The following is a 25918-nucleotide window of genomic DNA, read 5'->3' on the forward strand; positions in this document are numbered from 1 at the left end:
GGTTCGGCGCGTCCATCGCGCCGAACCCTGCCCGGTGGAACAACCGGGTACGACGTTCGAAAGACGCTACATGTTTTCCTATTGCGCTGACCCTGACACGCTCGGAACATTCCGATGGTTCTCCTGCTATCTGACCAACGGCGTGCACTGGTCCTTCTACCTGTCGTTCCTCAAGGTGTTGGGATTGCTGGCGGTGACCGCGCCGGTCGCATTGGCGTTTGGTTTTGTTGGCGCAATGGCCGCCCGATCACATTTCCCGCCGCTAAGCTGGCTGGGCAAAGGGTATATTGCCATCGTGCGTGGTGTTCCGGACATCGCTTTCTTCCTGTTTTTCGTTATAGCCCTGGATCAGGCATTCGAATGGACGCGGCATAAGATATTGTGCCCCGAATGGACCGACCCGATCCGGCAGGGAAATGACTTTATCGTCTGTCAGGCGGCCAAGCTGCCATTGGGGACCGCACCGGAATGGGTGCATGAAACCTACGGCTTTTTCCTGGCCGTCGTTACCTTCTCGATTGTTTTCGGGGCGTTTGCGGCAAACGTTTTGTTTGGTGGAATGCGCGCCGTGCCCCACGCGCAACTAGAAACCGCCGAAGCATATGGCATGTCCCGTCGTCAGACCTTCTGGCGCATCCTTGTGCCGCAGATGTGGGTCTATGCCCTGCCCGGCCTGTCGAATCTTTGGATGGTTCTCATCAAGGCCACTCCGCTGCTGTTCCTGCTGGGGATCGAAGACATCGTTTATTGGGCCCGCGAACTTGGCGGCACCAAGACGTCAAAGTTCACTCAGTATCCGCATGGCGACTGGCGCATGTGGTACTTCCTGTTCCTGCTTGTCTTCTACCTCGGCATGACGCGCGTATCTGAACTTGGGCTTGAAAAGCTGATGCGGAAACTGTCCCACGGGCAGGCCACGTCCGGCGGCGAGCTTCTGCGCAAGGAGACCACGGCATGAGCTGCTTGCAGACGATTCAAGATTACGGCCTGCGGTCCCTGGGTATCGGCGAGCGGCTACTGCCCAAAAGTGACTTCACCCTGTGCGAACAGTTCACGCTGATCGGGTCGGGGATGATCTGGAATGTCTATTTCGGGATCATGGCGCTGGCGACCGGCTTCTTTCTGGCCACGGCCCTGGCCGTCGGCAAGGCGTCAGCAAACAAATGGCTTCGCAAGCCTTCGGAATGGTTCATTTTCCTGTTTCGCGGCTCGCCCTTGTTTATCCAGTTTTTCTTCGCCTATTTCCTGTTCTTGTCGCTGAAGAAATCCAACCCGATGTTCGACGCCTTCACCTCAGCCTGGCTGGGGGCGCTGATCGTGCTGTTCCTCAATACCGCAGCCTATTCGGGCGAGATCTTTTACGGAGCGCTAAGGTCCATTCCCAAGGGCGATATCGAAGCCGCAGATGCCTATGGCATGTCAGGCTGGGCCCGTTTTCGCCGGATCGTCTGGCCCACCATGTTGCGGCTTGCCTGGCCTGCCTACACAAACGAAGCGATCTTTCTTTTCCACGCAACAACGCTGGTCTTCTTTTCAGCCTTCCCGGCATGGCAGCAACGCGGAGACGCCCTGTATTACGCCAGTTACTTTGCAGACAAGACGTTCAACCCGTTCATCCCATACCCGATACTGGCGTTCTATTTCATCCTGCTGACGCTGGTGATTGTCGGGGGCTTTGGCCTGATCAATAAACGCCTGAACCGGCACCTGCCGGTCGCAAAACGGGCCAAGATGCGGTTCAAACTGAACCTAGCGCGCTGAGTTTCGGCGCGCCAGTCACGTCTGGACACCAAACCAAATCAACGCCAATCACCGCGCGCCCGCGCGCTTTACAGCACATTCAAAAGGGGAGAAGTGGTACCGCCTCCCTGGCTTGAACAGGGGACCTCTGGATCCACAATCCAGCGCTCTAACCAACTGAGCTAAGGCGGCACTCGTGAGGGGCGATGTACCGAACACGCCCGCGGAATGCAAGAGCATTAAAGCCGAAATTTCCAGCTTTGTTCGACAAGATCGACACCGAAGGAATGCACCGCTTTGCTGTCTGTCAATTCCCAGCCGGACGCCTTGTAAAGTGCGCAGGCGGCGGTATGGCTTTCGTGCGTCCACAGAACCATTTCTTTGTATCCTGCCCCGCGTGCGAAGGCAGTGCATGCTTGCAACAGGCGCTTTCCCAGCCCCAGCCCTCGTGCTTGCGGGACAAGCAGAAACAGCCGCAACTTGGCGGTATTCCGGTCAACAGCAACGCAGAAAATACTGCCCAGACGCTGCCCGTCCTGCTCGGCGATCCAGCCTCTTTCAAGCTCGGGGTCACTGTTGGCCATGAAGTCGTCAAGGATGCTGGCCACTAGGGGCGCAAAGCTGTCATCAAACACTTCGTCGCGCGCATAAAGCAGACCGTGCTGTTCAACCAGCCACGCGGCGTCATCGGGGTGAAAGGGTCTGAGAACGGCGTCTTCCATATCTCATCTGACCGCAAAGGTGACTTGATTCTCAACCCCGTGCGCGCTAGCAGGAACGCTCAGTCTCGGAGGCACAGATGGGCATCAATACCGAACGCGACATTCAAGCAAACCTGCAAATCGGTCCGACCGATCAGGGTATGGTCCGCCTGTTCATCGAAGCTGACGGCATCGAAATACCGATGGATTTTGACCCGGAAGAAGCAGAAGAAATCGCCGACGAAATTCGTGCTGCGGTACAAGCCGCCCTTGCCGTCAAAGGTTGACCTTACAGCCTGGGATCCCGAAGCGCGTGCAAACGGCGCGCGGCATCCGTTGCAAATTTCTGGATCATCTTCTTGCGCCGCGCCGGTGCGATTTTGTCCTCGGGCGCCATGCGCACGATTTCCGCATCATAGGCATCGGCGATGATCAGGCCTGTTTCATCAGGCAACAGATCGGTCGGGAATTCCGTGTCGACGGCCCAAAAAAAGCGGTCACACCATTCCAAATAGCCCTGCCATTTCGAATCCGACTGATAATCGGCACGGCTGGATTTGCATTCAATCACCCACAACTCACCCTTTGGCCCCAGCCCCATCACGTCAACGCGCAACCCGCGCGCAGGCACGAATTCCTCTACGGAAACAAAGCCATGGGCCGCAAGATGCCGCGCGACGCCACGTGCCAGTCTCTGTCCAGGTTGCAGATCCAAAGTCATGGCTGAAAATGTGAACAATTAGCGAACAAAAGTAAAGCACCTTTGCGCCTTGACACGGTATCTTTTGGTATCGCATTAATATGACACCAAAAGGTACTATTTCTGAGGTTGCTTATGGAGAACCAAACTCAAAACGCGTTTCGCGCGCTGGCCGATCCCACACGCCGGAACATCGTACGACTGCTCTCGTCACAGGACATGACGATCGGGCAGTTGACGGACCGGTTCGACATGACCCGCGCTGCGGTCAAAAAACACCTGACGATTCTGTCCGACGGTGGGTTGATCACAGTCGAAGCGCGCGGCCGGGAACGCATCAATCGACTTGAACCACAGGGTATGGCCCCGGTGCTCGACTGGCTCAGCTATTTTGACCAGTTCTGGGACGATCGCCTCAACTCTCTCAAGGAAGCCATTGAAAGGAAAAAAAATGACTGATGCCGTATTGAAGAAATCGATTTTCCTCAGGGCGGAACCGGAAACCGTATGGACCTATCTGACGGAACCTGAGCATTTGGCGGAATGGTTCCACAAACCTGAAAGAACACTGGCAGAAGGTCAGAAACTTGAGATGTTCGGCACGACAAGCGGCGACTTGCTGATCTGGGGAGAGGTCCGTGTCGCCCGCCCCCCAAAATATCTTGAACACACCTTCACCGTCAAACCGATGGGAGACGCTGTAAGCGTGGTCAAATGGACATTGGAGCCGGTCTCGGGCGGCACACGTCTTGAGCTTGTGCACGAAGGATTGCCGCAAGGCGTCGCAGCATTTGATCTGATCCTGGCCCTGGACAAAGGATGGGATGAACATTTCGGCAAGTTGCGTGTGGCATTGCACGAAACTGTTGACGCCTGACCTCTTGCGCGAACCCGTCAGACACCCTACTTAAGCGCGTGGCGGGTTCTGCCCTTCTTGTGACAGGTAGCATTCTGGTGGCCTTAAGCAATTCCGAGGGGGCTGGCTCTGTTCAGGTCCTGGCCTGATTACCCGGCGCCCACCTGTACATACAGGTCCTCGGGAATCAAACCGCACGGTTGACTGGTGGTCCCGCCGCACTTTCCCTGAAATATCAGCGCCCTGCGTGGGCTTCCTGTTTCACGGTTGCCGGCTCGAAGCTGTGTGCGACCGGTGTTCCCCGACGCGGCCCCTGCGGCTTTTCCGCCATGCTCATGATCTTGTACGCGAACTGAACGCCGGCAAAGACGATGCCGTTCATGAACCAGATCATCGCCAACGCGATCAGGCCGATTTCCGACCCGGTGATCAGATGGCGAAGGTTAGCGACGTTCAGCGCCAAGAGCACCCCGACAAACACGGCCGAAATGACAAAACCCCAGGCGACTTGCGTAATATACAGGCGGATCAGTTTGGGCATGATGAACCTCATTGCGCTATGACATTCAGATTAGCGCATGTCTGGTTCAGGTAAACGTGTCAGAACGCCTCGGGCTGGGCCTCGCGCGCCATGTGATCCAGCACGGCATTGACGAATTTTGGTTCTTTACCTTCTGAAAAAAAGGCACGCGCCACATCGACAAACTCGGTGATCACCACCTTGGGCGGTGTGCCGCTTTGGGTCAGTTCCGCACCCGCCGCTCGAAACAGCGCGCGCAGGGTCGGGTCAATGCGCGCGATCGGCCATTTCGCCACCAGCGCGCGGTCGGTCATCTGGTCGATCGGCGCCTGATAGTTCACGGCGTCATCCACCAGCTTGCGGAACAGCGTGCTGTCGCCCTCGAGCATCTCGTCGCCCTCGTAGACCGCGCCGAACCGGTGGTCCAGAAACTCGTTGACCACCTGCTCGGTCGTCTGGCCCGACTGTTCCATCTGGAACAGCGCCTGCACGGCATAAAGCCGCGCTGCGGATTTCATCAGGCGTTTCCGGTTTGCCGGTTTCGGCGTGTCTGTCTGGGTCATGCTGTCGTTGATCCGTTGCTGTCGCCCGCCACCAGGATGGACTCGGACGGCGGCTTGAATCCGACGCCCTTTTTCGAAGCGCCCCACTTACGGCTGAGCGCGATCAGATGCAAGGCCGCAGCGGCCGCGCCGCCCCCTTTATTCATCTTTTTGGGGTTGGCGCGGACTTCGGCCTGCTCGTCATTCTCGACCGTCAGGATGCCGTTGCCGATGCACAGCCCCTGTAGGCCCAGCAGCTGGATCGCGCGGCTGGAGTCGTTGCAGACGGTTTCGTAATGCGTGGTCTCACCGCGGATGACACAGCCAAGCGCGACATAGCCGTCAAAGTTGCACTGTCGGTCGGCCATGGCGATGGCCGTGGGAATTTCCAGCGCGCCGGGCACTTCGACCACTTCGCAGGTGCCGCCAGCCGCTTCGATCTCGGCCGTGGCACCCGCAATCAGGTTGTCGGCGATCGAGCGGTAGAACGGAGCCGCCACGATCAGCAGTTTCACCGGCTTGTCGAAGCTGGGTGTCGGCAGAATTCCGTGTTTGTCTTGTTCAGCCATGTTCAGTCTTCCTTCAGAATCGAGCGGGTGCCGACGATGGACAGGCCAAACGCGTCCAGCCCAAGATACACCGTTTCAGGAGAGTCGGTCAGAAGCACCAGTTCCTGAATCCCCATCTTGGACAGGATCTGCGCCCCCAGACCGGTTTGCTTGATGGTGCGCGGGCCTTCATCTTCGACCGCATACAACGAGTTGCGCGGCTGGCGGAACAGGCAGACCACTCCGCGGCCCTCTTCGGCGATCTTTTCCATCGCGCGCGGCAACTCGCGCGATGATTTCGGGCCAAGCCCCAGGATATCCGGCGCTTCGTGCAGGGCGTGCGTGCGCGTCAGAACGGGCTCGGGCGTGGTGATGTCACCTTTGATCATGACAACATGTTCAATGCCGTGGGTCTGATCGGTGAAAATCCGCATTTCCCACTCACCGCCGTATTCCGAGGTGACTGTTTGACGAGAAGTCTCGACAACCAGATTGTCATTGCGCGCCCGATAGCTGATCAGGTCGCTGATCGTGCCGATTTTCATGTTGTGCTTTTTGGCGAACTCGACCAGATCCGGCAGGCGCGCCATGGTTCCGTCTTCATTCATGATCTCGCAGATCACGCCTGACGGGTTCAGCCCGGCAAGACGCGAGATATCCACGGCGGCCTCGGTATGGCCTGCGCGCACCAGCACCCCGCCCCGCTTTGCCCGCAACGGGAAGACATGGCCCGGGGTGGCGATATGCGCCATCGTGTTCTGTTCGTTGATTGCGGTCGCCACGGTCAGCGCCCGGTCGGCGGCTGAAATCCCGGTGCTGACACCTTCGCGCGCCTCAATCGAAACCGTAAAGGCCGTCTCGTGCCGGGACGAGTTGTTCACGGCCATCATCGGCAAGCCCAGCGCATCTATCCGTTCCGCCGTCATCGGCAAACAGATCAGGCCGCGCCCGTGGGTGGCCATGAAGTTGATCGCCTCGGCATCCGCAAACTCGGCCGGAATCACCAGATCGCCTTCGTTTTCACGATCTTCGTGATCGACCAGAATGTACATCCGGCCTGCGCGCGCTTCTTCGATGATTTCTTCGATCGGGCTGATCGCGTCACGCAACTGGGCCTCGACCGGTCCGGGGGTTTCAAAGCTCATGGGGCAGCCTTTCACATGGCAGGTTTGCTCGGCGGAATAGACCACTGAGGGCGCAAAGACCAGTCCACAAACGGCGCAGGTACTTTCCGACGCGACGTATCAGGACATCTCGGCCAGGCGCGCGACGTACCGGGCCAACGTATCGATCTCAAGATTGACGCGATCGCCCACACCCACATCGCCCCAGGTCGTGACTTCCTTGGTGTGAGGTATGAAATTGATGCCAAACTCGCAATCATTCACGTCATTGACCGTCAGCGATGTCCCGTTCAGCGCAACCGACCCTTTGGGCGCTATGAACCGGGCCAGTTCCTTCGGTGCGCGCAAGGTGACACGTGTGCTGTCGCCTTCATCTTCGACCGCGACCACGTCGGCCACGTCATCCACATGACCCGAAACGATGTGACCGCCCAGTTCATCACCGACTTTCAGCGCTCGCTCCAGATTGACACGTTTGCCGACGGCCCAGGTATCAAGATTGGTCTTCGAAACCGTCTCGGCGCTGATCTGAACATCATACCAATCGTCGCCCAGCGCGATCACCGTCAGGCACACACCATCACTGGCAATCGAGGCTCCGACATCGATACCGGCCGTGTCATAGGCCGTCTTGATCCGGGCGCGCAGATCCCCCTGCTGTTCCAGCTCGGTGACGGTGCCGATGTCGGTGACGATCCCTGTGAACATTCCGTTAACCCTCTGTTCCTAACCTGTGCCTGCTATTCACCGTCGAGGTAAGCCCAATGGGCCGCGCGGGCAAGCCCCGCCTTGCCGTACAAGGCCCAAACAGGCATAGTTTCGACAACAAATACCAAAAGAGCAGTTCAGATGCCGCAAATGCCCTCAGGCTCAGACAAACGGGTCTTCCTGTTTCTTCAGGGACCTCACGGGCCGTTTTTCTCGACACTCGGGCGGATGTTGCGCGCCACGGGGGCACAGGTCTGGCGGGTTGGCTTCAATGCGGGGGATCAGGCGTTCTGGTTCGACAAGGCAAGTTTCATCGCATTCAGGAACAAGCCCGGCGATTGGCCCGAGACATTGAACAGACTGATTGCCGACAAGGGCGTCACGGATATCGTTCTTTATGGCGACACGAGACCGGTCCACGCCCGCGCAGTTGAGATTGCGAAGTCTCAAGGGCTGACAATTCACGTTTTCGAAGAAGGCTACCTGCGGCCCTGGTGGGTCACTTACGAGCGGGACGGGTCAAACGGGCATTCGCGCCTGATGTCACTGAATGTCGACCAGATGCGGCAGGCTCTGGCCCGGTCGGACGGCAAAACGCCCCCGCCACCGTCGCATTGGGGGGATATGCGGCAACACATATTCTACGGTGCCCTCTATCATTGGTTCGTCATGTTCCTGAACAAGAGATACCGCAATTTCCGGCCTCATCGTGATCTGTCGGTTTCACAGGAATTCCGGTTGTATTTCAAACGCCTGATGCTGATGCCTGTTCATCGCCTGCAACGCAGCATTGCCACGGCGCGTGTCAGATGGGGGGGCTTCCCCTATCACCTCGTGTTGCTGCAACTGGGGCATGACAGTTCGGTTCAGGCCCATTCCGAATTCTCTTGCATGTCCGATTTTCTGGAACTGGTCATCGCAGGATTCGCGCAAGGCGCACCGGCGCATCACAAGCTGGTCGTGAAAGAGCACCCTTTAGAAAACCACCGTGAACCATTGCACCTGCGCGCCATGGAGATTGCCAGGAAACACGGGGTGCAGAACCGTGTTTACTATGTCCCCGGCGGAAAGCTGGCAGGTTTGCTGGATGAGGCAAATTCGGCCGTCACCGTGAATTCCACTGCGGGGCAGCAGGTCTTGTGGCGGGGTATTCCGCTGCGTATTTTTGGACGTTCGGTTTATGACAAGACCGACTTCGTATCACAGCAGTCGATCGCCGCATTTTTTGCGGCACCAGACGCGCCGGATGTCGACGCCTATCGCTGTTACCGGCAATTCCTGCTGGAAACCAGCCAGATTCCGGGCGGGTTTTATTCCAGGCGCGGCAGGCGGCAGTTGCTGCGCCGCGCCGTGGACATGATGCTCAGCAGCAGTGACCCTTATCAGGCCCTTCTAAACAAGAACGAGGCACCGACGCCACAGTTGAAAATCGTCGAGTAATTCGGGCGCTCTGTGACTGGAAGTTGTGCTGCTTACCGGCTAATCTTCCCGCAACAACAAAAGACTGAGGATATCCGGCAGTGCAATTCTCTCCTAAGCGATGGATGCGAGGGGTTTCCCTTGTAGCCGCAATCGGCTTGATGGCGGCCTGCCAACTTCCGAAATCCGGGCCGAACAAGACCGAAATTCTGGCGGGCGCAGTCCAGAATGGCGGCAACGCGTTTGTCGTCGAAGTCGATGACCGCGTGACACGCCTTACATCCGCCGTGCCTCAGTTTGGCTTTTCGTCCTCGTTCAGCAGCGCCCAGGCCTTGACCGCCGACACTGTCCGCCCCGGTGACGTGCTGGGCCTGACCATATGGGAAAACGTGGACGACGGGTTGCTGTCCGGCGAAACCGGTGCGGCGACCATTCTGGACGAAGTTCAGGTCGACAGCGATGGTTTCATTTTCGTCCCCTATGCGGGTCGGATTCGGGCCGCGGGCAACACGCCCGAACAGCTTCGCGTTTTGATCACGAACAAGCTGCGGGAGCAGACACCCGACCCACAGATCGAAGTGCGGCGTGTTGCGGGTGACGGTTCCACCGTCTCGCTGACGGGTACAGTCGCAACCCCCGGCATCTATCCGATCGAACGCCCAACCCGTTCCCTGCTTGGCATGCTGTCCAAGGCGGGCGGGGTCTCAGTAGCGTCGGATATCGCGCTGGTGACATTGATCCGAGGGGATCAAAAGGGCACCGTCTGGTACGAAGATCTGTTCCGCAACCCGAAACTGGACGTCGCTTTGCGTGGCGGCGACCGCATTTTGGTGGAAGAAGACAGCAGATCATACATAGCTCTCGGCGCGACCGGGGGTCAGTCTCGTGTGGCCTTTGACAGTCAGGACCTTACCGCCTTGGAAGCACTGGCTCAGGTCGGTGGTCTGCTAACACTGTCCTCTGATCCAACCGGCATTTTCATCCTGCGAAAAGAGCGTCAGGACATCGCGCGCAGCATCACCGGACGCGCCGACCTGAAGGGGGATCAACGCATGATCTACTTGCTGAACCTGACGGCCCCCAACGGCCTGTTCATCGCGCGGGATTTCGTGATCCGCGACGATGATACGATTTATGTGACCGAAGCACCCTATGCACAGTGGAGCAAATCGATCTCGTTGATCGCTGGTGGTCTGACCCCCATCGCAAACGTCGCCACGCTGACCGGCAACTGATGCATGGTACCCGATCCGGACAGCGCAGCCGGGGCCAAGCGCACCCGGCTGTTCGTCTACAACGGCGGGTTTCTTACGCAAAAACGCCTGAGACGGATTCTGACGCTTGCCAAATATGACATTCGTCTGGGTCTTCCCAAGGATGGCGATTGCGTGGGCATATGGGGCAACAGCCCGACCGCGTATCGGGGCCTGCGCATCGCCGAAAAACACCGTGCACCCGTTCTGCGGGTCGAGGATGCCTTTCTCAGGTCTCTGCACCCGGGGCGCGCCGGTGAACCGCCCTTGGGTCTTTTGCTGGACCGTTCAGGCCCGCATTTCGATGCGGCAGAACCTTCGGACCTTGAGAAGCTGCTGAACACTGATCCCTTGGACGACACCGCGCTGCTGAACCGCGCACGCGCGACGATGGAGCGGGTCAGGGAATTGCACCTCAGCAAGTATTCCGCGTTTGACCCCGATCTTGCCGCACCTGACCCCGGTTATGTACTGGTCATCGATCAGACGCTTGGCGATGCCGCCGTCTCGGCAAGCGGTGCCGATCGTGCCCGTTTTCTTGAAATGCTTGTGGTCGCGCAGGAGGAAAACCCAGGCGCGCGCATTCTGATCAAGACACATCCCGAAACGATGGCAGGTCATCGTCAGGGGCATTTCACCGATCAGGACCTGTCAGGCCGGATCACGTGGTTTGACAAGCCCATCAGCCCCTGGCCCCTGCTTGAGGGCGCCGTTGCGGTTTATACCGTTTCCTCGCAACTGGGCTTTGAAGCAATCCTGGCCGGTCACAAACCGCGCGTTTTCGGTCAACCGTTCTATGCCGGCTGGGGCCTGACGCAGGATGAATTCCCAGTCCAGCGCCGTCAGCGCAACCTGACCCGCGCGCAACTGTTCGCGGCCGCGATGCTGCTTTACCCGACCTGGTACGACCCCTTTCGCGATCAGCTCTGCGAACTGGAAACGGTTCTGGACATTTTGGAGGCGCAGACCCGCGCATGGCGGCAGGATAGGCTCGGTTGGACGGCTGCCGGTATGCGTCTGTGGAAACGCAGGCACATGCAACAGATTTTCGGGCGGCATGGCACGTTGCGCTTTACGGCCACACAGCCTGATGCCTCAGATCGCCCCCACATGGTCTGGGCCAGTCGGGCGCGCGACAGCGAAGGGGCCGTTCGAGTGGAAGACGGTTTTTTGCGTTCCCGCGGACTTGGGGCGGCGCTTGTTCCGCCCCTATCCCTGGTAACCGACGAAATCGGTATCTACTATGACCCCACAAAGCCCAGCCAGTTGGAAAACCTGATCAGCGAGCGCGCAACATTGCGCCCGGATCAGGAATTGCGCGCTGAACGGCTTGTCGAGAGATTGCTGGCCGATGGTTTGAGCAAATACAACACGGGCCAATCCGCGCCGGTTCTGCCCCATGGGCACCGAATTCTGGTGCCCGGACAGGTTGAAGATGACGCCTCGATCCTGCTGGGCACCAACACGGTGCGCAGCAATCTGGACTTGCTGAAAACGGCGCGCGAAGCCAACCCCGATGCAATCCTGATCTACAAACCGCACCCCGATGTCGAAGCCGGTTTGCGGGATGGCCAGATAGACGCAGAGTCACTTGCGGACCTTGTCGTGACCCGAACTGACCCTGCCTCGCTGCTGACGCAGGTGGACGAGGTGTGGACGATGACATCGCTATTGGGGTTCGAGGCATTGTTGCGCGGGGTGAAGGTGACGACTCTGGGCGCGCCCTTCTATGCGGGATGGGGCCTGACCACCGATCTGGATGCCGTCCCCGTCAGGCGAGGTGCACGGCCGTCGCTGATGGGTTTGGTGCACGCCACCTTGATTGACTATCCACGCTATTTCGATCCGATCACCAGACAACCCTGCCCTGTCGAAGTGGCCGTTGAACGCTTGGCGCTGGGGTATTCGGCACCGTCCGGTCCGTTCAACCGGTTTCTGTCAAAGCTTCAGGGCGCGTTCGCAACGCACGCTCATCTTTGGCGTTGACGTTATTCCGACGCTCTGCGCCAACGGTGCAATACATCCCCGCCGACCGCCTGCGTCTCGATCAATTCGAACCTGGGGGCGGCCTCCAGCGTTTCCAGACCTAGTGTCCCGACCGCAGCCAGGCCTTCGGCCCCGATGGTTAAGCCGGCAGTGAACCCGATCAGCTCGTCCACCAGATCTTCGGCCAGCAGCGAGGCCGCAAGCGCGGCCCCGCCTTCGCAGAAGACACTGGTCAAACCGGTCTGACCCAGTTGCTGAAGCAGATCCACCGCATCGATATGATGATCTTTCAACGCACAGGGGATCAGCTTTGCCCCCAATCCCTCCCACGCCTGTGCACGTTCGGCATCCGGGTGATGCGCATGGCAGAGCCAGACAGGTACCTTTGAGGCTGTGCGCGCCAGCTGCCCCATCAGAGAAATATCCATATGGCGGGACACCACGACGCGGACGGGTTGATGCTCAACCCCAAGATCCCGAACGGTCAGCGAGGGGTCGTCGGCGCGCGCCGTCCCTGCCCCGACCATCACCGCATCATGACGTGCACGCATGGCATGGACCACACGACGTGCCTGCGGTCCGGTGATCCATTGACTGTGCCCTGTCGAGGTTGCGATGCGCCCGTCGAAACTGCTGGCCATCTTCAGCGTCACAAAAGGCCGGCCTTGTTCAGTCTTGAGGAAAAAGCCCGCCAGATCCCGTTCTGCCTGTTGCGCAAGAACGCCAGTTACAACGTCAATCCCCGCCTCGCGCAACATGGCAAAACCCTGCCCGGCCACGCGCGGATCGCTGTCTTCGACAGCGGCTACAACACGGGATACACCTGCCGCAATCAAGGCCTCGGCGCAGGGCGGCGTTTTGCCGTGATGGGCACAGGGTTCCAGCGTTACATAGGCGGTCGCACCACGCGCACCCTGCCCGGCCTGAGCCAAGGCTTCGGTCTCGGCATGAGGGCGGCCACCCGGCTGTGTCCAGCCCCGCCCAATGATCCGGTCATCACGAACGATGACACACCCTACAGCGGGGTTCGGCCAGCACGTCCCCTGACCGCGCCGCCCCAAAGACAGGGCAAGCGCCATGAATCGCTTATCTGTTTCGTTCACTCGTCAGTCGAAGGCTGCGGCGGGCGCAGTTCGTGGACGAACTCCTCGAAATCATCGGCCGCCTGGAAATTCTTGTACACACTCGCAAAGCGAACATAGGCGACAGTGTCGATCCGTGCCAGAGCTTCCATAACGATCTCACCGATCTTGTTGGACGGGATATCCGTGTCGCCCATGCTTTCCAGACGGCGCACGATGCCCGAAATCATCTGATCGATCCGTTCGGGATCAACGGGGCGTTTCTGCATCGAGATACGGATCGAACGCTCCAGCTTGTCGCGATCGAAATCTTCGCGTTTACCATTGGTTTTTATGACAACCAGATCACGCAGTTGCACACGTTCGTAGGTCGTGAACCGTCCGCCACAGGCCGGACAGAACCGGCGTCGGCGGATTGCCACGTGGTCCTCTGCCGGGCGTGAATCTTTCACCTGAGTGTCGATATTTCCGCAAAACGGGCAGCGCATCCGCCGTCTCCTCGTCCCATGTTCGGCCTCTTTTTGTAAGCGCTGCGGCTTACTTATCCACAACTATAGGGCAGCCGCTAGGGTTTGGGTAGTCGGAAATTCAAACCGCTAAATAGTGGGTCAGGCCAGATACGCCGCGACCTTCCTTTGATGCGGCGCGGTGCGGTGTTCAAACAGGTAAATCCCTTGCCATGTTCCCAGAACAGGCCGCCCCTGCGACACCGGGATCGTCAGCGAAACCGGCAAGAGCGCGGCCTTGATATGCGCAGGCATATCGTCCGGGCCTTCATAGGTGTGCCGAAGATAGGACATGGCAGGGTTGTCTGACGGTGGAACCAGCCGTTCGAAGAACGCCTGAAGATCTGTTTGAACTTCGGGGTCCGCGTTTTCCTGAATCAGCAATGAGCAGGAAGTGTGGCGAACGAACAGGGTCAAGACCCCATCTTTCGCCACCCGTTCAAGCCATTGCAGAACGTCGGACGTGAATTCGTACAGCCCCGGTCCACGGGTGTGCAAAACGAACTCGGTCTGCATCGTGTCTATCCTGCGCGTTTGTCAGTCGTTGAAGAACGGTCGATAATTACAACGTGCATTCGCACCTTGTACAGATTCACTGTTGCCAGGCTGAAACCCGAACGAGACAAAGCTGCTGGGTTGCACATCAACCGTTTGAGGTTGCTTGATCGAAAACTGAACCGCTGTTCTGCGACCGGTTGTGACACTGGGCCCGTACCCCCGCAGCACGTAAATCCGGTCCGTCCAACCCAATCCCAAGGTTCGGCGCGCATAATCTGCGGCCGCGCACCAATAGCCTTCGGTACGCATGTCGCCGCGGGGGATGACCTCAAAATCAGTGGCGTTTATGGGTTCCGTTCGAAATCCGTTCCGTGCAGCATCTGCTGTCAATGGAACACTGAAGGCCAAGGCTGCCAACGCGGCGAAAGTGTATGACTGTTTCATGGTAACTTCTTCCCTGATTGCTTGTTTCAAATAGCGATCCCCAAATAGGTTAGTCGAACTTCACCGCGTTCACAGGGTACCTCACGATCAATTCAGCCCGCCAGGTACATAGCGTGATCCGGTGTGAGTCAGCCTTGACAGCGGATCAGCAGGCCCAAGCCCGGTGTCGCAGACCAACGCGTCACCTGCGGGAAAAAGAGCGTGCCGGGGAGCCCTGAGCAGAGATTGGTGATTTCTCCGAGGCTCTGACCTCATCCCCATAAAGGTCCCGACCCGGCAACAAAGCTGATTTGGACAGCCGCGCGCTACACTTCATGCGTGTTCCGGTCAAAACCTTTCGAGAACTTGCCAACAAGTAGTACTCAAGTGCAAAATCCTTTCTGCCAAAAGCCAAAGTCAACAAAGGGATTTCCCTGATAAACTGTTAGTGTATTTGAGAACGTAAGGTGTTGTACCACGATGGATGTAGATATCGACCGACTACATTTTTTGATCCAGGCACTGGATCGCCACGCCGGCAACAGCAAAGTATCCCAGCGAGTATTGAAACAGGCTGGGCTGCGTCAGCAGGATATCGCGCCCCCTGCCGCAGTCTACAGCGCACACAAAGAGGCCCTGTTGATCCGGCACGCCTGTGACGCCGTTGGTGACATCACATTTGCGGCGCGCACCGGGCTCGAGGTCACATCGGCTTCGACCGTAACAGGGTATATCAGTAAATACTCACGCGATTTGAGGCAGGTGATGGAAAACCTGTCCCGTTTTCACGGCATCATCGATCCGGCCATCGGGCTCAGCTTCCGTGTTGCCGGTAACTTCGCGGCCCTTGAGGCCGATTGGAAAGACGCCAGCTTTGCCCGCTATCATCGGCGCACGGAATTCCTGTTGTTCGCTGCGCTGGCCAGGATGAGAAACCTCACGCAGGTGAAGTTGCACCCGATCGAGATGCGCTTTCAGCACAAAGTTGGAAGCCACGCCAAAACCTACGAAAAGCTGGCGGGCTGCCCGGTGGTTTTCAGCGCTGAAAAGATTGAGATCATTCTGCCGCTATCTGCGCTGGAATTGAAAGTGCCGACCTATGATCCCAAGCTGCGGGAGCATTTGCTGGAATACGGTGAACGTCTGCTGGCCGAAAAAACACCTCCCAAGCACCAGACCCGCGCCCGTGTCGAAGGTCTGATCACCCGTTCCCTGCCCGGCGCAATCCTGCAAGCCGAAGATGCGGCGGCTGATCTGGGGATGAGCCTCAGAACCTTCAGTCGACGTCTCAAGGAAGAAGGCACAAGCTATCGCGATATTGTGGACGATCTAAGATGTGATCTGGCCCAGACTTTCATCACAAATGGCATGACTCTGTCTGAAATCTCATACGCGCTGGGCTATGCCGATCAGGCTGCTTTTTCGACCGCCTTCAAACGGTGGACAGGTCAACCGCCCAGCGCCTTCAAGACCCGAGTGGAACATCCCATTCGGACAGCTGGCCGGGGGTCATCAGCCTGAAAAGCCTCGCCCCGGCCTGTCCCATGAGTGGACAAGACCGATATAGAAAGGCACACCGCCCCGGCCTTGTGCATTCGCGCCAACGTGATACGAGAACCAGCCAATGTGAACGAACAAAGGCGCCTCTGACGGGGCGCCTTTGTTCTGATAGATCTTTGTTCTTATTGATCCAGGAAAGACCGGAGTTTTCGTGAACGGCTGGGATGCTTCAGCTTCCGCAGCGCCTTGGCCTCGATCTGACGGATCCGTTCGCGGGTCACGCTGAACTGCTGGCCGACTTCTTCCAAAGTGTGATCGGTGTTCATGCCGATGCCAAAACGCATCCGCAGAACCCGTTCTTCGCGCGGGGTGAGCGACGCCAGAACTCTTGTGGTGGTTTCCTTGAGGTTTTCCTGAATGGCGCTGTCCAAGGGCAGCACGGCATTCTTGTCCTCGATGAAATCGCCCAGCTGGCTGTCTTCCTCGTCGCCAATGGGTGTTTCCAGAGAAATCGGCTCTTTGGCGATCTTCATCACCTTGCGCACTTTCTCGAGCGGCATCTGCAACTTCTCGGCCAGTTCTTCCGGCGTCGGCTCGCGGCCGATTTCATGCAGCATCTGACGGCCCGTGCGCACCAGCTTGTTGATCGTTTCGATCATATGAACCGGAATACGGATCGTGCGGGCCTGATCCGCGATCGAGCGGGTGATCGCCTGGCGGATCCACCAGGTCGCATAGGTCGAGAACTTGTAGCCACGACGGTATTCGAACTTGTCCACCGCCTTCATCAGGCCGATGTTGCCTTCTTGAATAAGATCAAGGAATTGCAGGCCACGGTTCGTGTACTTTTTGGCGATCGAGATCACCAGGCGCAGGTTGGCTTCGACCATTTCCTTCTTGGCCTGCCGCGCCTCTTTCTCGCCCTTCTGAACCTGCTGCACGATACGGCGGAATTCCGAGATATCCAGACCGACATACTGGCCGACCTGAGCCATGTCGTTGCGCAGTTCCTCGACCTTCGCGGTCGAGCGTTCGATGAACATCTGCCAACCCCGGCCCGGCTTCTCGGCCATCTCGGCCAGCCAGTTCGGATCCAGTTCACGGCCCCTATACGCTTCGATGAACTCACGGCGGTTGATGCGTGCCTGATCGGCCAGCTTGACCATCGCGCTGTCCAGAGACATGACGCGGCGGTTGATACCGTAAAGCTGGTCGATCAGCGCTTCGATCCGGTTGTTGTGCAGGTGAAGGCCATTCACCAGTTCGACGATCTCAGCCCGCAGTTTCTGATAGGTTTCTTCGTCCTTTTCACTGAACGTACCGTCTTCGTTCAGCGTGGCCGAAATCCGGCTGTCCTGCATTTCTGACAGCATCGAGAAGTCGGTCGAGATACGCTCCAACGTGGTCAGGACCTGATCCTTCAGCGCCGCTTCCATCGCGGCCAGCGACATGTTGGCCTGATCGTCTTCGTCGTCATCGTCATCGTTGTTCAGCGGGTTGCCATCCGCATCCAGCTCGGGGCCGGTATCCTTGGCTGGCTTGTTCGCCTGCACGGCCGAGGTATCGACGACCGGCTCTTCAACGTCACCGTCTTCGTCCAACTGGTTGCCGAACGTGGTTTCCAGATCAATGACATCCCGCAAAAGAATGTCTTCGGACAACAATTCGTCATGCCAGATGGTGATCGCCTGAAAGGTCAGCGGGCTTTCACACAGGCCCGCAATCATCGTGTTGCGACCGGCTTCGATCCGCTTGGCAATCGCGATCTCACCCTCGCGGCTCAGCAGTTCGACCGACCCCATCTCACGCAGATACATGCGCACAGGGTCGTCGGTGCGATCCAGCTTTTCAGTGCCGGAACCGGCCAGTGCAACCTCACGGTTGCTTTCCGCGGCAACCAGTTCGGTCGAGCCTTTGTTCTCTTCTTCTTCGGCCTCTTCATCTTCGATGATGTTGATGCCCATCTCGGACAGCATCGACATTACGTCTTCGATCTGTTCCGAACTGACCTGATCAGGCGGCAACACCTGATTGAGCTGGTCGTAGGTAATGTAACCTTTCTCGCGAGCCTCGGCGATCATCTTCTTGACGTTCGCCTGGCTCATGTCCAGCGAGATTTCCTGTTCCTGCTCGTCGGATTTGCGGTCTTCGTTCGTATCCTTGGCGGCCATTCAATGCTCCTGCAGGGATGGGTGATTCGTCTCAGCCGAATCATTAGCGCGTATAAGTGATTCGGCCACCCGTTTACCCGTTTTTCTTTTCCAGTGCCTTACGAAAACACCACTTATCGGCGTTTCCGCTCGAATTTGATACCAGACATGATCGCCGCAAACGCGTCTTTCTCGTCACGATTGATTCGCGCCCCATTGTCAGCAATGTCGAAAACGGCCCTATCCTCGTTCTGGCTTCGACTCGCGCGGTTGCGCTCTTCGGCGGCTTGCGCCAGCCGGTATGTCAGCGCCTCATCGGGCAGATCGGACAGTTCCTCTGCCGCTTCGGCAATCTCGGCATCCAACCCCCGGAGCGCTTTGATCTTTGCGAGTTCCTCGGCCAGTGTCATCTCGGCCTTTTCAACGTCGCCTGGCTTGGACACACAGGGGATGACTGCCACATGGCGAAGGGTCAGCAGGTTTTCAAGGGCGTCAGGCCCCATTGATGCGATAATGTGGTCTTTCAGGTTGTCCGGATCATCAATTGCGTGACGCAGAACAGCATCGCGCAACGCCGCGTAGTCAGGATTGTGGCATTCCATTTCTTCCAACTGTTGCTCAAATTGGACAACAACCTTGGGATTCAGAATCGAGATCGCCAGAATAGCGGCTTCACGCAGCTGGATATCCGCGTTTTCCGATGAGGCAAGAAACGAACTGCGCGCGCCCGGCGTCGCGGTTGGCTGCGGCTGCCATTTTCCCCGCGGTTGCCAAGGACGGTTTTGAGGTTGTCGTCGCGGGCGGAACAATTGCCAGCGCAGGTCTTTGATTTCCTGACCGTAATGCAAGCGGATCGAGGGATCTCGGATCAGCTTGATCTTGTCCCGAAGTGCCTTGTCCAGTGCTGCCTTGCGTTCCGGGCTGTCGAATACCTTTCCTTCGGTCTCGCGCTGCCACAACAGTTTGACCATCGGTATGGCCCCTTCCAGAACGGCCTGAACGGCGCCCGGGCCTTCTGTGCGCAACAGATCGTCCGGGTCCTTGCCTTCGGGCATCAAGGCAAAACGCAGGGATTTTCCGGCCTCCAGCAGCGGCAGTGCCAGATCAACCGCCCGCATGGCAGCCCGCAGACCCGCGGCATCCCCGTCCAGTGCAATGATCGGTTCATCCGCGATCCGCCAGAGCAGCTGCAACTGATGTTCAGTAATGGCCGTTCCCAAAGGCGCAACCGACGCGCCAAAACCTGCCTCGGCCAGCGCGATCACGTCCATATACCCTTCGGCCACGATCAGCGGCTGCCCTTTGCCCGCCGCCTGCCGCGCCGGACCTTGATTGTAAAGGCTGCGCCCCTTGTCGAACAACTCGGTCTCGGGCGAGTTCAGGTATTTCGCGTTGTCATTCGGATCCATCGCGCGGCCACCGAATGCAATGCAGCGCCCACGCGGATCCCGGATCGGGAACATGATCCGGTTGCGGAAGGTGTCATAGGGTTTTTTGCCTTTGTTTGAAGGCTTGGCCAGCCCGGCGCCAAGGATCAGCTCCTCTTGGATGCTCTTGCCGCGCAGGTGATCCCAAAGCGCCTGCCAACTGTCCGGCGCAAACCCGATCTCCCACCGATCCAGCGCGCTTTGATCCAAGCCCCGGCGCGACAGGTAATCCCGTGCCTCTGCCCCCGCCCCTGTTTTCAGCTGCAAGCGGAAAAACTGCACCGCCTGTTCCATCACATCGGCAAGCTGACTGCGGCGATCCTGCTTTTCCTGTGCTTTCGGATCCCGCGCAGGCATCGGCATGCCAGCCTCGCGGGCGAGGATCTCCACCGCTTCGATGAACGAAACATTTTCCGTTTCTTTTACAAAGCTGATCGCGTCGCCCTTGGCGTGACAGCCGAAGCAGTAATAAAACCCCTTCTGATCATCGACATGGAATGAGGCCGTCTTTTCGTGATGAAACGGGCAAGGCGCCCACATGTCACCTTTGCCTTGATTGGATTTGCGCTGATCCCACATCACCTTGCGCCCGACGACCTGAGACAGGCTCAGGCGGGTGCGCAGTTCATCCAGAAATCCGGGGGGCAGTGACATGGGTCAAACCTGACAGAAACAGGAACGCGCGCCAAGGGGATGGCGCGCGTTTGTCCACAGGGAAATGTCCGGGCTGTGGATTATTGCTGCAAACACAGCTCAAGCCAAGCGGCGCCCAGATCCTTTTTGCGCACGTCGCGCATCTTTTGTTCATAGACCCACGGTGTGATCAGCGGAATCGCGGCGTTGTAGTTCTCGGGCCATGTCGGGCCACTATCAGCCACGGCTTGCGCCACATCGCGTTCTTTCACGCGGTCCAGCCGCGCCTTCTGGATCGCTGCCACCACATCCGCCTGATACTTGCAGCTTTGTTCCTTAGTTTCCTGAGCGGCCAAAGGGGTGGCCAGCAGAGCCGCGACAATGGCTATACGCAACATGGAGGTCTCCGGGATTCGTTTCTCTGAGTGTCTACTATCCGTCAAACTAACGGGCCGCCATCGACATTCAAGCCGCGGCGTGTACCGGCGGGGCGAAATGATCACCCCGCCCTCCTGCTTCAGAGCCCCTTGGCGCGATAGCTTTTGGCCACGCGGTCGATCGCCACGATATAGGCCGCAGTACGCAGGTCTTCGACATCGTCGCGGCTGTGCCACACTTCACGCATCGACTGATAGGCGATACGCATCGTGTCATCGAGGCCCGAGCGCACCAGTTCAAGCTCATCGGCACCCTTGAGGTATTTTGCCTTGAAGTCCGGAGACATCGACCACGCGTCACCCAGATAACGGTCCAGCCGCTCCAGTTCGCTGACGATCAATTCATGTCGCGCCTCTTCCTGCCGACGCTGCATCCGGCCGAAACGAATGTGGCTAAGGTTCTTGACCCATTCAAAATAAGACACCGTCACACCACCCGCGTTGGCATACATATCCGGGATGATAACGGTGCCTTTCTTGCGAAGAATCTCATCCGCGCCAGCGGTGACCGGGCCGTTCGCTGCTTCGATGATCAAAGGTGCCTTGATCCGCTCGGCGTTGGAAAGGTTTATGACACCCTCCAAGGCCGCCGGAATCAGAATATCACACTCAGCCTCCAGAACGCTTGTGCCTTCCGCTGAATGAGTCGCGTCCGGATAATCCTTGACGCCGCCATGCTTGACGATCCACTGGCGGACGGCTTCGACGTCGATACCATCCGGGTTATAGAGCGCTCCGTCCCATTCGATGATACCTACAACGCGTGAACCGTCCTCCTCGCTCAGAAACTTCGCAGCGTGATAGCCCACATTGCCGAGCCCCTGCACCACAACACGCTTGCCGTCCAGCTTGCCCGACAGGCCTGCCGCCCTGACGTCTTCGGGGTGACGGAAAAATTCGCGCAGAGCGTACTGAATGCCACGTCCGGTGGCTTCAACCCGCCCAGCGATACCACCTGCGTTCAATGGCTTGCCGGTCACACAGGCCCGTGCATTGATGTCGGTGGTGTTCATCCGGGCGTATTGGTCGGCCATCCAGGCCATCTCGCGTTCGCCCGTTCCCATGTCGGGCGCGGGAACGTTTTGCGACGGGTTTATAAGATCCCGCTTTGCAAGTTCATAGGCAAAGCGTCGCGTGATTTGCTCCAGCTCGTGTTCTTCGTATTTCCGCGGATCAATGCAAAGCCCGCCTTTCGATCCGCCAAAAGGCGTTTCGACAAGAGCGCATTTGTACGTCATCAACGCAGCTAGCGCTTCGACCTCATCCTGGTTCACAGCAGTGGCATAGCGAATGCCGCCTTTGACCGGCTCCATATGTTCGGAATGGACGGACCTGTATCCGGTGAACGTATGGATCTCACCACGCAGACGCACACCGAACCGAACTGTATAGGTCGCGTTGCAAACCCGGATTTTCTGCTCCAGCCCCGGCGGCAGTTCCATCAGGGCGGCCGCCCTGTTGAACATCAGGTCAACACTCTCGCGAAAGCTTGGTTCTTGGATGCCGGTCATAAAATCCTCCGTACCGCTGGATGACGAAACGTCATGACGTTTTGTCGCACCACTCAAGTCTGGCTGCAATCAAACAATGCACTTTTTTTCATCACCTTCTTAACAGAGACTTGAGGACCTGATGGTGAGTCGCCCAATCCAGTCAATCGCTTAACTGATTGTCTTCATTTCATCGACAGACCAGGGGAAAACGTGAAAATTATACCCCTTGAGTGCGCAAAAAGGCCAAAACCAAGCCTTTTTCGCCCAATTCACGCCACGTTTGAAAATTAAATTTAACTGGAATTTCCTTTCTTTGGCGCACGACTTCTATGTGCGAGGCGGAGTCATCAAATGATAATTTTCTCGCTTCAGAACGACGGCTCGAAGCCGAAACACAAGATTTCCCGGTTGCGGCTGTTTGCCCGAAAAGAAGACGGCACTTTTACGATATTCACCCTGCTCATTTTAATCCTGATGCTGGCCATTACCGGCATGGCGATGGATCTGATGACGTACGAGCGCGACCGCGCCAGCCTGCAATCCACGCTGGACCGCGCGGTACTTGCTGCAGCAGATCTTGACCAAAAGCTGCCGCCGAAGGATGTTGTCGACGCCTATATGGAAAAGGCCGGGCTGGGCCATCTTGAGAAAACCGTGACCGTCACCGAAGGGTTTGGCTCCAGAAAGGTGGCCGCGACCGCCAATGCAGTCGTTCCGACGCGTTTCATGAGGTTCGGAAAAGTTACCGAACTGAATATGAAAGCGGCAAGCACTGCCATAGAGTCCATCGGTTCTGTCGAAATCTCGCTGGTTCTGGACATGTCCGGATCCATGACAAGGTCTTCCGCGACCGCCGGAAAGTCGAAGATCGAAGTCTTGAGAACCGCGGCGAAGGGCTTTGTCACCAAAATGCTTGAGGAATCTGGTGAAACGAAGATTTCGATGTCGATTGTCCCCTATGCCACTCAGGTCAATGCCGGGCAGGACATTCTGGGTAAATTCACCAACGTGACCTCAGAGCACAACTATTCCCATTGCGTGAACTTTACTTCCGGACAATTCGGATCTGCGACGCTTAGCCCGAATACCTTCTATCAGCGTACTGGGCATTTCGATCCTTGGCGATACAATTCGGCAAACGTCAACGGCGTTTCAACCGATGGAGAACAGCCCCCGGCCTATTTCGTATGCCCTGTTCGCAGCGGCAGTGAAATTACAGCTGTCACCGACAATGTCCAATATCTGCACAACCGCATCGATGCCCTGACCGCAAGTGGCAACACATCCATCGACGTAGGCATGAAATGGGGTGTCGGCATGCTGGATCCGTCATTCCAGCCTGTGATCAATGCCTTGGCCACCGAAAACAAGGTTCCTGCAAAATTCGCTCTGCGCCCGGAATCTTATGACTCGGACGTGCTTAAGGTCGTAATCGTAATGACCGACGGGCAAAACACTTCGCAGTACATGTTGGACTCGTCCGCGCGTAGTGGCCTGACTGAAGTTTGGTTCAACCCTGACTATCAAAGACCCGACGGGAAAAAGGGTGAATATAGTATCCGCTATTCGACCAACCCGGATCGTTGGGTCTGGATGCAACATACAGAAGAAAACGGCAGCTATGTCACGGCAGGCCATCCTTTTGGGAACCCACCCAATGAAAACTCCTCTAACGAAGAGATTGGCACCGCCACTCGCCTGACCTATCCCGAGCTTTTTGCCCGAGCTTCGCTGTGGTGGAACGCCAAGAACAACTTCTATTGGCAAAGCAACCACGAGAATAACTGGTACTACGGCCTCAGAAAATCAGTGGGATCTTCCACAAAGAACGCGCGCACGACCAGCATCTGCGGCGCGGCCAAAGACAAGGGTGTCATCATCTATGGCATCGCTTTCGAGGCCCCCACCAGCGGCTTGAATACCATCAAGTCCTGCGCAAGCTCGGACAGCCATGTTCACAATGTAGCTGGATTGGATCTGGACAAGGCGTTTACTGCGATTGCTTCGTCCATCCGCAAATTGAGGCTGACGCAATGATCCGCAAATCACTGTCAAAACTCCGTACTTTCAAGCGATCCGAGTCCGGGAACGCGACGATCGAATTTGTCATGATCATTCCGTTTTTCCTGGCATTCATTGGTATTGGTGGAGAGATGTCGATAATCACCACCAAGCACGCCGCGCTGGAACGGGGTGTTGATCTGGTCGTTCGGGATATCCGTCTGGGCACAGGCACAAACTGGAGCCACGATGTAATCAAGGACCGGATTTGCGACATTTCCGGTATCAAGAATTGTAAAACCAACCTGCGGCTGCAAATGCTTCGCCAGAATGCATTCAATGGCATCGTACTTTCGGACGAAATACCCTGCACCGACAGTTCGGAAGACCCCAAACCAGTGCTCGACTTCAAAAGCGGGGCCTCAAACGAGTTGATGATTTTGCGGGCCTGCCTGCGTATCGATCCTGTTCTGGAAAGCTCGATCATCGCAAACACAGTGGTCGACGAAAGCGGCCACTATGCAGTGACCGCAACGACCGCATTCGTGCAGGAGCCACGGTAAAGCTATGTTTGTATTCAGAAACGTGAAAAACCGCATCAAGGCCTTCAAGCAGGACGAAAGTGGTATTCTGACCGTCGAGGCCATCATGATCTTCCCGCTGTTGTTGTGGACGATTACGTTTACGTTCACCGCATTCGAGGGATTTCGTCAAAGCGCGTCGAACCTGAAAGCTGCCTATACGGTCAGCGATCTGATCTCACGTGAATCGGCCGCCGTGACTGATGTTTACATCGACTCGCTTCACGAACTTATGGGCGAAATGGTCAACAACCGGTCTGAAGTGCGCATGCGTGTCTCGCTGATCCGTTTTGACGAGAACGACAACCGCCACTACGTGGATTGGTCGACCGTGCGCGGCTATGACACGGAATGGAACGACAACAACATCCAGGAAATCGAAAACCGTCTGCCGCCGATGCCGGATCAGGACACGGTCATTCTGGTGGAAACATCCAACGAGTATATTCCTCAGTTCAAACCTGGCTGGGATCTGGCGACCGGCATTAACTTTCAAAACTTCATCTTCACGCGTCCCCGCTTTTCCACCAAGGTCGCTTGCAACCTAGTGCGCCCTCCGGTCGTCTGCGTGGATAATAGCGCTTAAGACTTCTGACATGAACTTGGCCTCGGCGGCAGACGTCATGCCGCCAACGCCGACCCGGCGACCAATCCGCCACCACAATCCGGGCGCCCATTGGTACGTATCTTTGTGCTTGGTGCGAACCAGAAAGCCGTTTGACGGCTTGAACGCGAATACGCCGCGATCCACCGACTCAATATCAGCCACCTTTGCGATCATTTGACCTGACCCGGTACGCAATTCCGACTGTGTCAGTTCAATATAGTCCTGGGTCGCGTGCCATACACGATAGGCCAGCCAAAGCGACGCGCCCCCTACAGCAAAAAGAAATACTTGCCACGCCGGTTCGGGCGGAGATGCCAAAGCGACGTATGTGACCAGCACCCCAACCGTCGACAGCATCCCTACTCCGATCCACCGTCTGGGGGATGACGCCTGAATCGTTGCCAGCACTTCGTCCTGCATGGATGTCTCCTGTCCGTTCCGCTTCGACTTAGCGACTTTCCAGGGGAAACAACAGGGCTTTGG

The 25918-nt window shown here is 57.4% G+C and carries 28 protein-coding genes and 1 tRNA gene; 12 read left to right on the top strand and 17 right to left on the bottom strand.

Features of this window, described 5'->3' with window-relative positions; genetic code table 11:
• Positions 1–70: 70 nt before the first annotated feature.
• Complete coding sequence (locus ACR0A2_RS05470; protein WP_171170555.1) at positions 71–958, top strand: ABC transporter permease; 888 nt, start codon at positions 71–73, stop codon at positions 956–958.
• Positions 955–1761, top strand: a complete 807-nt coding sequence (locus tag ACR0A2_RS05475) for an ABC transporter permease (RefSeq protein WP_152457564.1) — start codon at positions 955–957, stop codon at positions 1759–1761. Before ACR0A2_RS05470 ends, ACR0A2_RS05475 begins: the two co-directional genes overlap by 4 nt.
• A gap of 94 nt (positions 1762–1855) precedes the next feature.
• Here the strand turns inward: ACR0A2_RS05475 and ACR0A2_RS05480 are convergent.
• Positions 1856–1932, bottom strand: a tRNA-His gene (locus tag ACR0A2_RS05480).
• Between the two features lie 47 nt (positions 1933–1979).
• Positions 1980–2462 (bottom strand): N-acetyltransferase family protein, encoded by a 483-nt coding sequence (locus ACR0A2_RS05485; RefSeq protein ID WP_480834304.1) that lies wholly within the window; start codon positions 2460–2462, stop codon positions 1980–1982.
• A gap of 77 nt (positions 2463–2539) precedes the next feature.
• On the opposite strand from ACR0A2_RS05485, the gene ACR0A2_RS05490 reads away from it, so the two are divergent.
• Positions 2540–2728, top strand: a complete 189-nt coding sequence (locus ACR0A2_RS05490; protein ID WP_152457562.1) for a DUF6324 family protein — start codon at positions 2540–2542, stop codon at positions 2726–2728.
• Between the two features lie 2 nt (positions 2729–2730).
• Here ACR0A2_RS05490 and ACR0A2_RS05495 read toward each other — a convergent pair whose 3' ends face one another.
• Positions 2731–3162 (bottom strand): MmcB family DNA repair protein, encoded by a 432-nt coding sequence (locus ACR0A2_RS05495; RefSeq protein WP_152457561.1) that lies wholly within the window; start codon positions 3160–3162, stop codon positions 2731–2733.
• 114 nt (positions 3163–3276) lie between these two features.
• Between ACR0A2_RS05495 and ACR0A2_RS05500 the strand changes: the two genes are divergently transcribed.
• Both ACR0A2_RS05500 and ACR0A2_RS05505 read left to right on the top strand, forming a co-directional pair.
• Positions 3277–3600, top strand: a complete 324-nt coding sequence (locus tag ACR0A2_RS05500) for an ArsR/SmtB family transcription factor (protein ID WP_480834306.1) — start codon at positions 3277–3279, stop codon at positions 3598–3600.
• Complete coding sequence (locus tag ACR0A2_RS05505) at positions 3593–4018, top strand: SRPBCC family protein (protein ID WP_480834308.1); 426 nt, start codon at positions 3593–3595, stop codon at positions 4016–4018. The genes ACR0A2_RS05500 and ACR0A2_RS05505 overlap by 8 nt, the downstream gene beginning before the upstream one ends.
• Before the next feature lie 214 nt (positions 4019–4232).
• Here the strand turns inward: ACR0A2_RS05505 and ACR0A2_RS05510 are convergent, their stop codons facing one another.
• From ACR0A2_RS05510 to ACR0A2_RS05530, 5 genes are all read right to left on the bottom strand, one after another.
• Entirely contained in the window at positions 4233–4538 is a 306-nt protein-coding gene (locus tag ACR0A2_RS05510) for a hypothetical protein (protein ID WP_480834309.1), read from the bottom strand.
• 59 nt (positions 4539–4597) lie between these two features.
• Entirely contained in the window at positions 4598–5080 is a 483-nt protein-coding gene (gene nusB, locus ACR0A2_RS05515; RefSeq protein ID WP_152457557.1) for a transcription antitermination factor NusB, read from the bottom strand.
• Entirely contained in the window at positions 5077–5628 is a 552-nt protein-coding gene (locus ACR0A2_RS05520) for a 6,7-dimethyl-8-ribityllumazine synthase (RefSeq protein WP_480834310.1), read from the bottom strand. The genes nusB and ACR0A2_RS05520 overlap by 4 nt, the downstream gene beginning before the upstream one ends.
• A gap of 2 nt (positions 5629–5630) precedes the next feature.
• Positions 5631–6752 carry a 3,4-dihydroxy-2-butanone-4-phosphate synthase gene (gene ribB, locus ACR0A2_RS05525; RefSeq protein ID WP_171119533.1) on the bottom strand — a complete coding sequence of 374 codons (1122 nt, stop codon included), beginning with the start codon at positions 6750–6752 and terminating at the stop codon, positions 5631–5633.
• Between the two features lie 99 nt (positions 6753–6851).
• Positions 6852–7439: a riboflavin synthase gene (locus ACR0A2_RS05530; protein WP_480834311.1), complete on the bottom strand. Its 588-nt coding sequence runs from the start codon at positions 7437–7439 to the stop codon at positions 6852–6854.
• 141 nt (positions 7440–7580) lie between these two features.
• Here ACR0A2_RS05530 and ACR0A2_RS05535 point away from each other — a divergent pair, with 141 nt between their 5' ends.
• From ACR0A2_RS05535 to ACR0A2_RS05545, 3 genes are all read left to right on the top strand, one after another.
• Positions 7581–8879, top strand: coding sequence for a capsule biosynthesis protein (locus ACR0A2_RS05535; protein WP_480834313.1), 1299 nt, complete (start codon positions 7581–7583; stop codon positions 8877–8879).
• A 140-nt stretch (positions 8880–9019) separates the two neighbouring features.
• A complete protein-coding gene (locus ACR0A2_RS05540; RefSeq protein WP_480834315.1) occupies positions 9020–10093 on the top strand; it encodes a polysaccharide biosynthesis/export family protein in 1074 nt (357 codons plus the stop codon).
• 3 nt (positions 10094–10096) lie between these two features.
• A complete protein-coding gene (locus ACR0A2_RS05545) occupies positions 10097–12097 on the top strand; it encodes a capsular polysaccharide biosynthesis protein (protein ID WP_480834316.1) in 2001 nt (666 codons plus the stop codon).
• A gap of 2 nt (positions 12098–12099) precedes the next feature.
• Here ACR0A2_RS05545 and ribD read toward each other — a convergent pair whose 3' ends face one another.
• The 4 genes from ribD to ACR0A2_RS05565 all read right to left on the bottom strand — a co-directional run bounded on the left by ribD (position 12100) and on the right by ACR0A2_RS05565 (position 14627).
• On the bottom strand, positions 12100–13200 hold the full coding sequence (gene ribD / locus ACR0A2_RS05550) for a bifunctional diaminohydroxyphosphoribosylaminopyrimidine deaminase/5-amino-6-(5-phosphoribosylamino)uracil reductase RibD (protein ID WP_152457550.1): 1101 nt from the start codon (positions 13198–13200) through the stop codon (positions 12100–12102).
• On the bottom strand, positions 13197–13667 hold the full coding sequence (gene nrdR, locus ACR0A2_RS05555) for a transcriptional regulator NrdR (protein ID WP_117869416.1): 471 nt from the start codon (positions 13665–13667) through the stop codon (positions 13197–13199). Before nrdR ends, ribD begins: the two co-directional genes overlap by 4 nt.
• A gap of 120 nt (positions 13668–13787) precedes the next feature.
• On the bottom strand, positions 13788–14201 hold the full coding sequence (locus ACR0A2_RS05560; RefSeq protein ID WP_171228470.1) for a secondary thiamine-phosphate synthase enzyme YjbQ: 414 nt from the start codon (positions 14199–14201) through the stop codon (positions 13788–13790).
• A gap of 21 nt (positions 14202–14222) precedes the next feature.
• A complete protein-coding gene (locus ACR0A2_RS05565; RefSeq protein WP_152457548.1) occupies positions 14223–14627 on the bottom strand; it encodes a hypothetical protein in 405 nt (134 codons plus the stop codon).
• Positions 14628–15086: 459 nt separating this feature from the next.
• Here ACR0A2_RS05565 and ACR0A2_RS05570 point away from each other — a divergent pair, with 459 nt between their 5' ends.
• Positions 15087–16127, top strand: a complete 1041-nt coding sequence (locus ACR0A2_RS05570) for a helix-turn-helix domain-containing protein (protein ID WP_480834317.1) — start codon at positions 15087–15089, stop codon at positions 16125–16127.
• A gap of 161 nt (positions 16128–16288) precedes the next feature.
• Here the strand turns inward: ACR0A2_RS05570 and rpoD are convergent, their stop codons facing one another.
• From rpoD to ACR0A2_RS05590, 4 genes are all read right to left on the bottom strand, one after another.
• Positions 16289–18277 carry an RNA polymerase sigma factor RpoD gene (rpoD, locus tag ACR0A2_RS05575; RefSeq protein WP_171119526.1) on the bottom strand — a complete coding sequence of 663 codons (1989 nt, stop codon included), beginning with the start codon at positions 18275–18277 and terminating at the stop codon, positions 16289–16291.
• A 113-nt stretch (positions 18278–18390) separates the two neighbouring features.
• The gene (dnaG, locus tag ACR0A2_RS05580) at positions 18391–20337 is read right to left on the bottom strand and encodes a DNA primase (protein WP_480834318.1); all 1947 of its coding nucleotides are present in this window, start codon (positions 20335–20337) and stop codon (positions 18391–18393) included.
• Positions 20338–20417: 80 nt separating this feature from the next.
• Positions 20418–20714 carry a hypothetical protein gene (locus ACR0A2_RS05585; protein ID WP_152457544.1) on the bottom strand — a complete coding sequence of 99 codons (297 nt, stop codon included), beginning with the start codon at positions 20712–20714 and terminating at the stop codon, positions 20418–20420.
• Positions 20715–20833: 119 nt separating this feature from the next.
• On the bottom strand, positions 20834–22264 hold the full coding sequence (locus ACR0A2_RS05590; RefSeq protein ID WP_152457543.1) for a Glu/Leu/Phe/Val family dehydrogenase: 1431 nt from the start codon (positions 22262–22264) through the stop codon (positions 20834–20836).
• Positions 22265–22597: 333 nt separating this feature from the next.
• Between ACR0A2_RS05590 and ACR0A2_RS05595 the strand changes: the two genes are divergently transcribed.
• The 3 genes from ACR0A2_RS05595 to ACR0A2_RS05605 are packed head-to-tail and all read left to right on the top strand — an operon-like array spanning position 22598 to position 25414.
• Entirely contained in the window at positions 22598–24283 is a 1686-nt protein-coding gene (locus tag ACR0A2_RS05595) for a Tad domain-containing protein (RefSeq protein ID WP_171231900.1), read from the top strand.
• Positions 24280–24810, top strand: a complete 531-nt coding sequence (locus ACR0A2_RS05600) for a TadE/TadG family type IV pilus assembly protein (RefSeq protein ID WP_171119523.1) — start codon at positions 24280–24282, stop codon at positions 24808–24810. Before ACR0A2_RS05595 ends, ACR0A2_RS05600 begins: the two co-directional genes overlap by 4 nt.
• Before the next feature lie 4 nt (positions 24811–24814).
• Positions 24815–25414, top strand: a complete 600-nt coding sequence (locus tag ACR0A2_RS05605; protein WP_152457540.1) for a TadE/TadG family type IV pilus assembly protein — start codon at positions 24815–24817, stop codon at positions 25412–25414.
• Here ACR0A2_RS05605 and ACR0A2_RS05610 read toward each other — a convergent pair.
• Positions 25373–25855, bottom strand: a complete 483-nt coding sequence (locus ACR0A2_RS05610; RefSeq protein ID WP_480444739.1) for a hypothetical protein — start codon at positions 25853–25855, stop codon at positions 25373–25375. The two genes, ACR0A2_RS05605 and ACR0A2_RS05610, sit on opposite strands and share 42 nt — an antisense overlap.
• Between the last annotated feature and the right edge of the window lie 63 nt (positions 25856–25918).

The sequence above is a fragment of the Ruegeria sp. H8 genome, from assembly GCF_056532905.1.

Excerpts from the sequence above, each read along its gene's own strand:
- ACR0A2_RS05545 (WP_480834316.1), top strand. The coding sequence starts at position 10,097 with ATGGTACCCGATCCGGACAGCGCAGCCGGGGCCAAGCGCACCCGGCTG.
- nrdR (WP_117869416.1), bottom strand. The coding sequence starts at position 13,667 with ATGCGCTGCCCGTTTTGCGGAAATATCGACACTCAGGTGAAAGATTCA.
- ACR0A2_RS05570 (WP_480834317.1), top strand. The coding sequence starts at position 15,087 with ATGGATGTAGATATCGACCGACTACATTTTTTGATCCAGGCACTGGAT.
- ACR0A2_RS05605 (WP_152457540.1), top strand. The coding sequence starts at position 24,815 with ATGTTTGTATTCAGAAACGTGAAAAACCGCATCAAGGCCTTCAAGCAG.
- ACR0A2_RS05475 (WP_152457564.1), top strand. The coding sequence starts at position 955 with ATGAGCTGCTTGCAGACGATTCAAGATTACGGCCTGCGGTCCCTGGGT.
- ACR0A2_RS05510 (WP_480834309.1), bottom strand. The coding sequence starts at position 4,538 with ATGCCCAAACTGATCCGCCTGTATATTACGCAAGTCGCCTGGGGTTTT.
- rpoD (WP_171119526.1), bottom strand. The coding sequence starts at position 18,277 with ATGGCCGCCAAGGATACGAACGAAGACCGCAAATCCGACGAGCAGGAA.
- ACR0A2_RS05540 (WP_480834315.1), top strand. The coding sequence starts at position 9,020 with ATGGCGGCCTGCCAACTTCCGAAATCCGGGCCGAACAAGACCGAAATT.
- ACR0A2_RS05490 (WP_152457562.1), top strand. The coding sequence starts at position 2,540 with ATGGGCATCAATACCGAACGCGACATTCAAGCAAACCTGCAAATCGGT.
- ACR0A2_RS05585 (WP_152457544.1), bottom strand. The coding sequence starts at position 20,714 with ATGTTGCGTATAGCCATTGTCGCGGCTCTGCTGGCCACCCCTTTGGCC.
- ACR0A2_RS05505 (WP_480834308.1), top strand. The coding sequence starts at position 3,593 with ATGACTGATGCCGTATTGAAGAAATCGATTTTCCTCAGGGCGGAACCG.
- ACR0A2_RS05500 (WP_480834306.1), top strand. The coding sequence starts at position 3,277 with ATGGAGAACCAAACTCAAAACGCGTTTCGCGCGCTGGCCGATCCCACA.
- ACR0A2_RS05485 (WP_480834304.1), bottom strand. The coding sequence starts at position 2,462 with ATGGAAGACGCCGTTCTCAGACCCTTTCACCCCGATGACGCCGCGTGG.
- ACR0A2_RS05610 (WP_480444739.1), bottom strand. The coding sequence starts at position 25,855 with ATGCAGGACGAAGTGCTGGCAACGATTCAGGCGTCATCCCCCAGACGG.
- ribB (WP_171119533.1), bottom strand. The coding sequence starts at position 6,752 with ATGAGCTTTGAAACCCCCGGACCGGTCGAGGCCCAGTTGCGTGACGCG.
- ACR0A2_RS05590 (WP_152457543.1), bottom strand. The coding sequence starts at position 22,264 with ATGACCGGCATCCAAGAACCAAGCTTTCGCGAGAGTGTTGACCTGATG.
- dnaG (WP_480834318.1), bottom strand. The coding sequence starts at position 20,337 with ATGTCACTGCCCCCCGGATTTCTGGATGAACTGCGCACCCGCCTGAGC.
- ACR0A2_RS05600 (WP_171119523.1), top strand. The coding sequence starts at position 24,280 with ATGATCCGCAAATCACTGTCAAAACTCCGTACTTTCAAGCGATCCGAG.
- ACR0A2_RS05565 (WP_152457548.1), bottom strand. The coding sequence starts at position 14,627 with ATGAAACAGTCATACACTTTCGCCGCGTTGGCAGCCTTGGCCTTCAGT.
- ACR0A2_RS05495 (WP_152457561.1), bottom strand. The coding sequence starts at position 3,162 with ATGACTTTGGATCTGCAACCTGGACAGAGACTGGCACGTGGCGTCGCG.
- ACR0A2_RS05595 (WP_171231900.1), top strand. The coding sequence starts at position 22,598 with ATGATAATTTTCTCGCTTCAGAACGACGGCTCGAAGCCGAAACACAAG.
- ACR0A2_RS05530 (WP_480834311.1), bottom strand. The coding sequence starts at position 7,439 with ATGTTCACAGGGATCGTCACCGACATCGGCACCGTCACCGAGCTGGAA.
- ACR0A2_RS05470 (WP_171170555.1), top strand. The coding sequence starts at position 71 with ATGTTTTCCTATTGCGCTGACCCTGACACGCTCGGAACATTCCGATGG.
- ACR0A2_RS05520 (WP_480834310.1), bottom strand. The coding sequence starts at position 5,628 with ATGGCTGAACAAGACAAACACGGAATTCTGCCGACACCCAGCTTCGAC.
- ACR0A2_RS05560 (WP_171228470.1), bottom strand. The coding sequence starts at position 14,201 with ATGCAGACCGAGTTCGTTTTGCACACCCGTGGACCGGGGCTGTACGAA.
- ACR0A2_RS05535 (WP_480834313.1), top strand. The coding sequence starts at position 7,581 with ATGCCGCAAATGCCCTCAGGCTCAGACAAACGGGTCTTCCTGTTTCTT.
- nusB (WP_152457557.1), bottom strand. The coding sequence starts at position 5,080 with ATGACCCAGACAGACACGCCGAAACCGGCAAACCGGAAACGCCTGATG.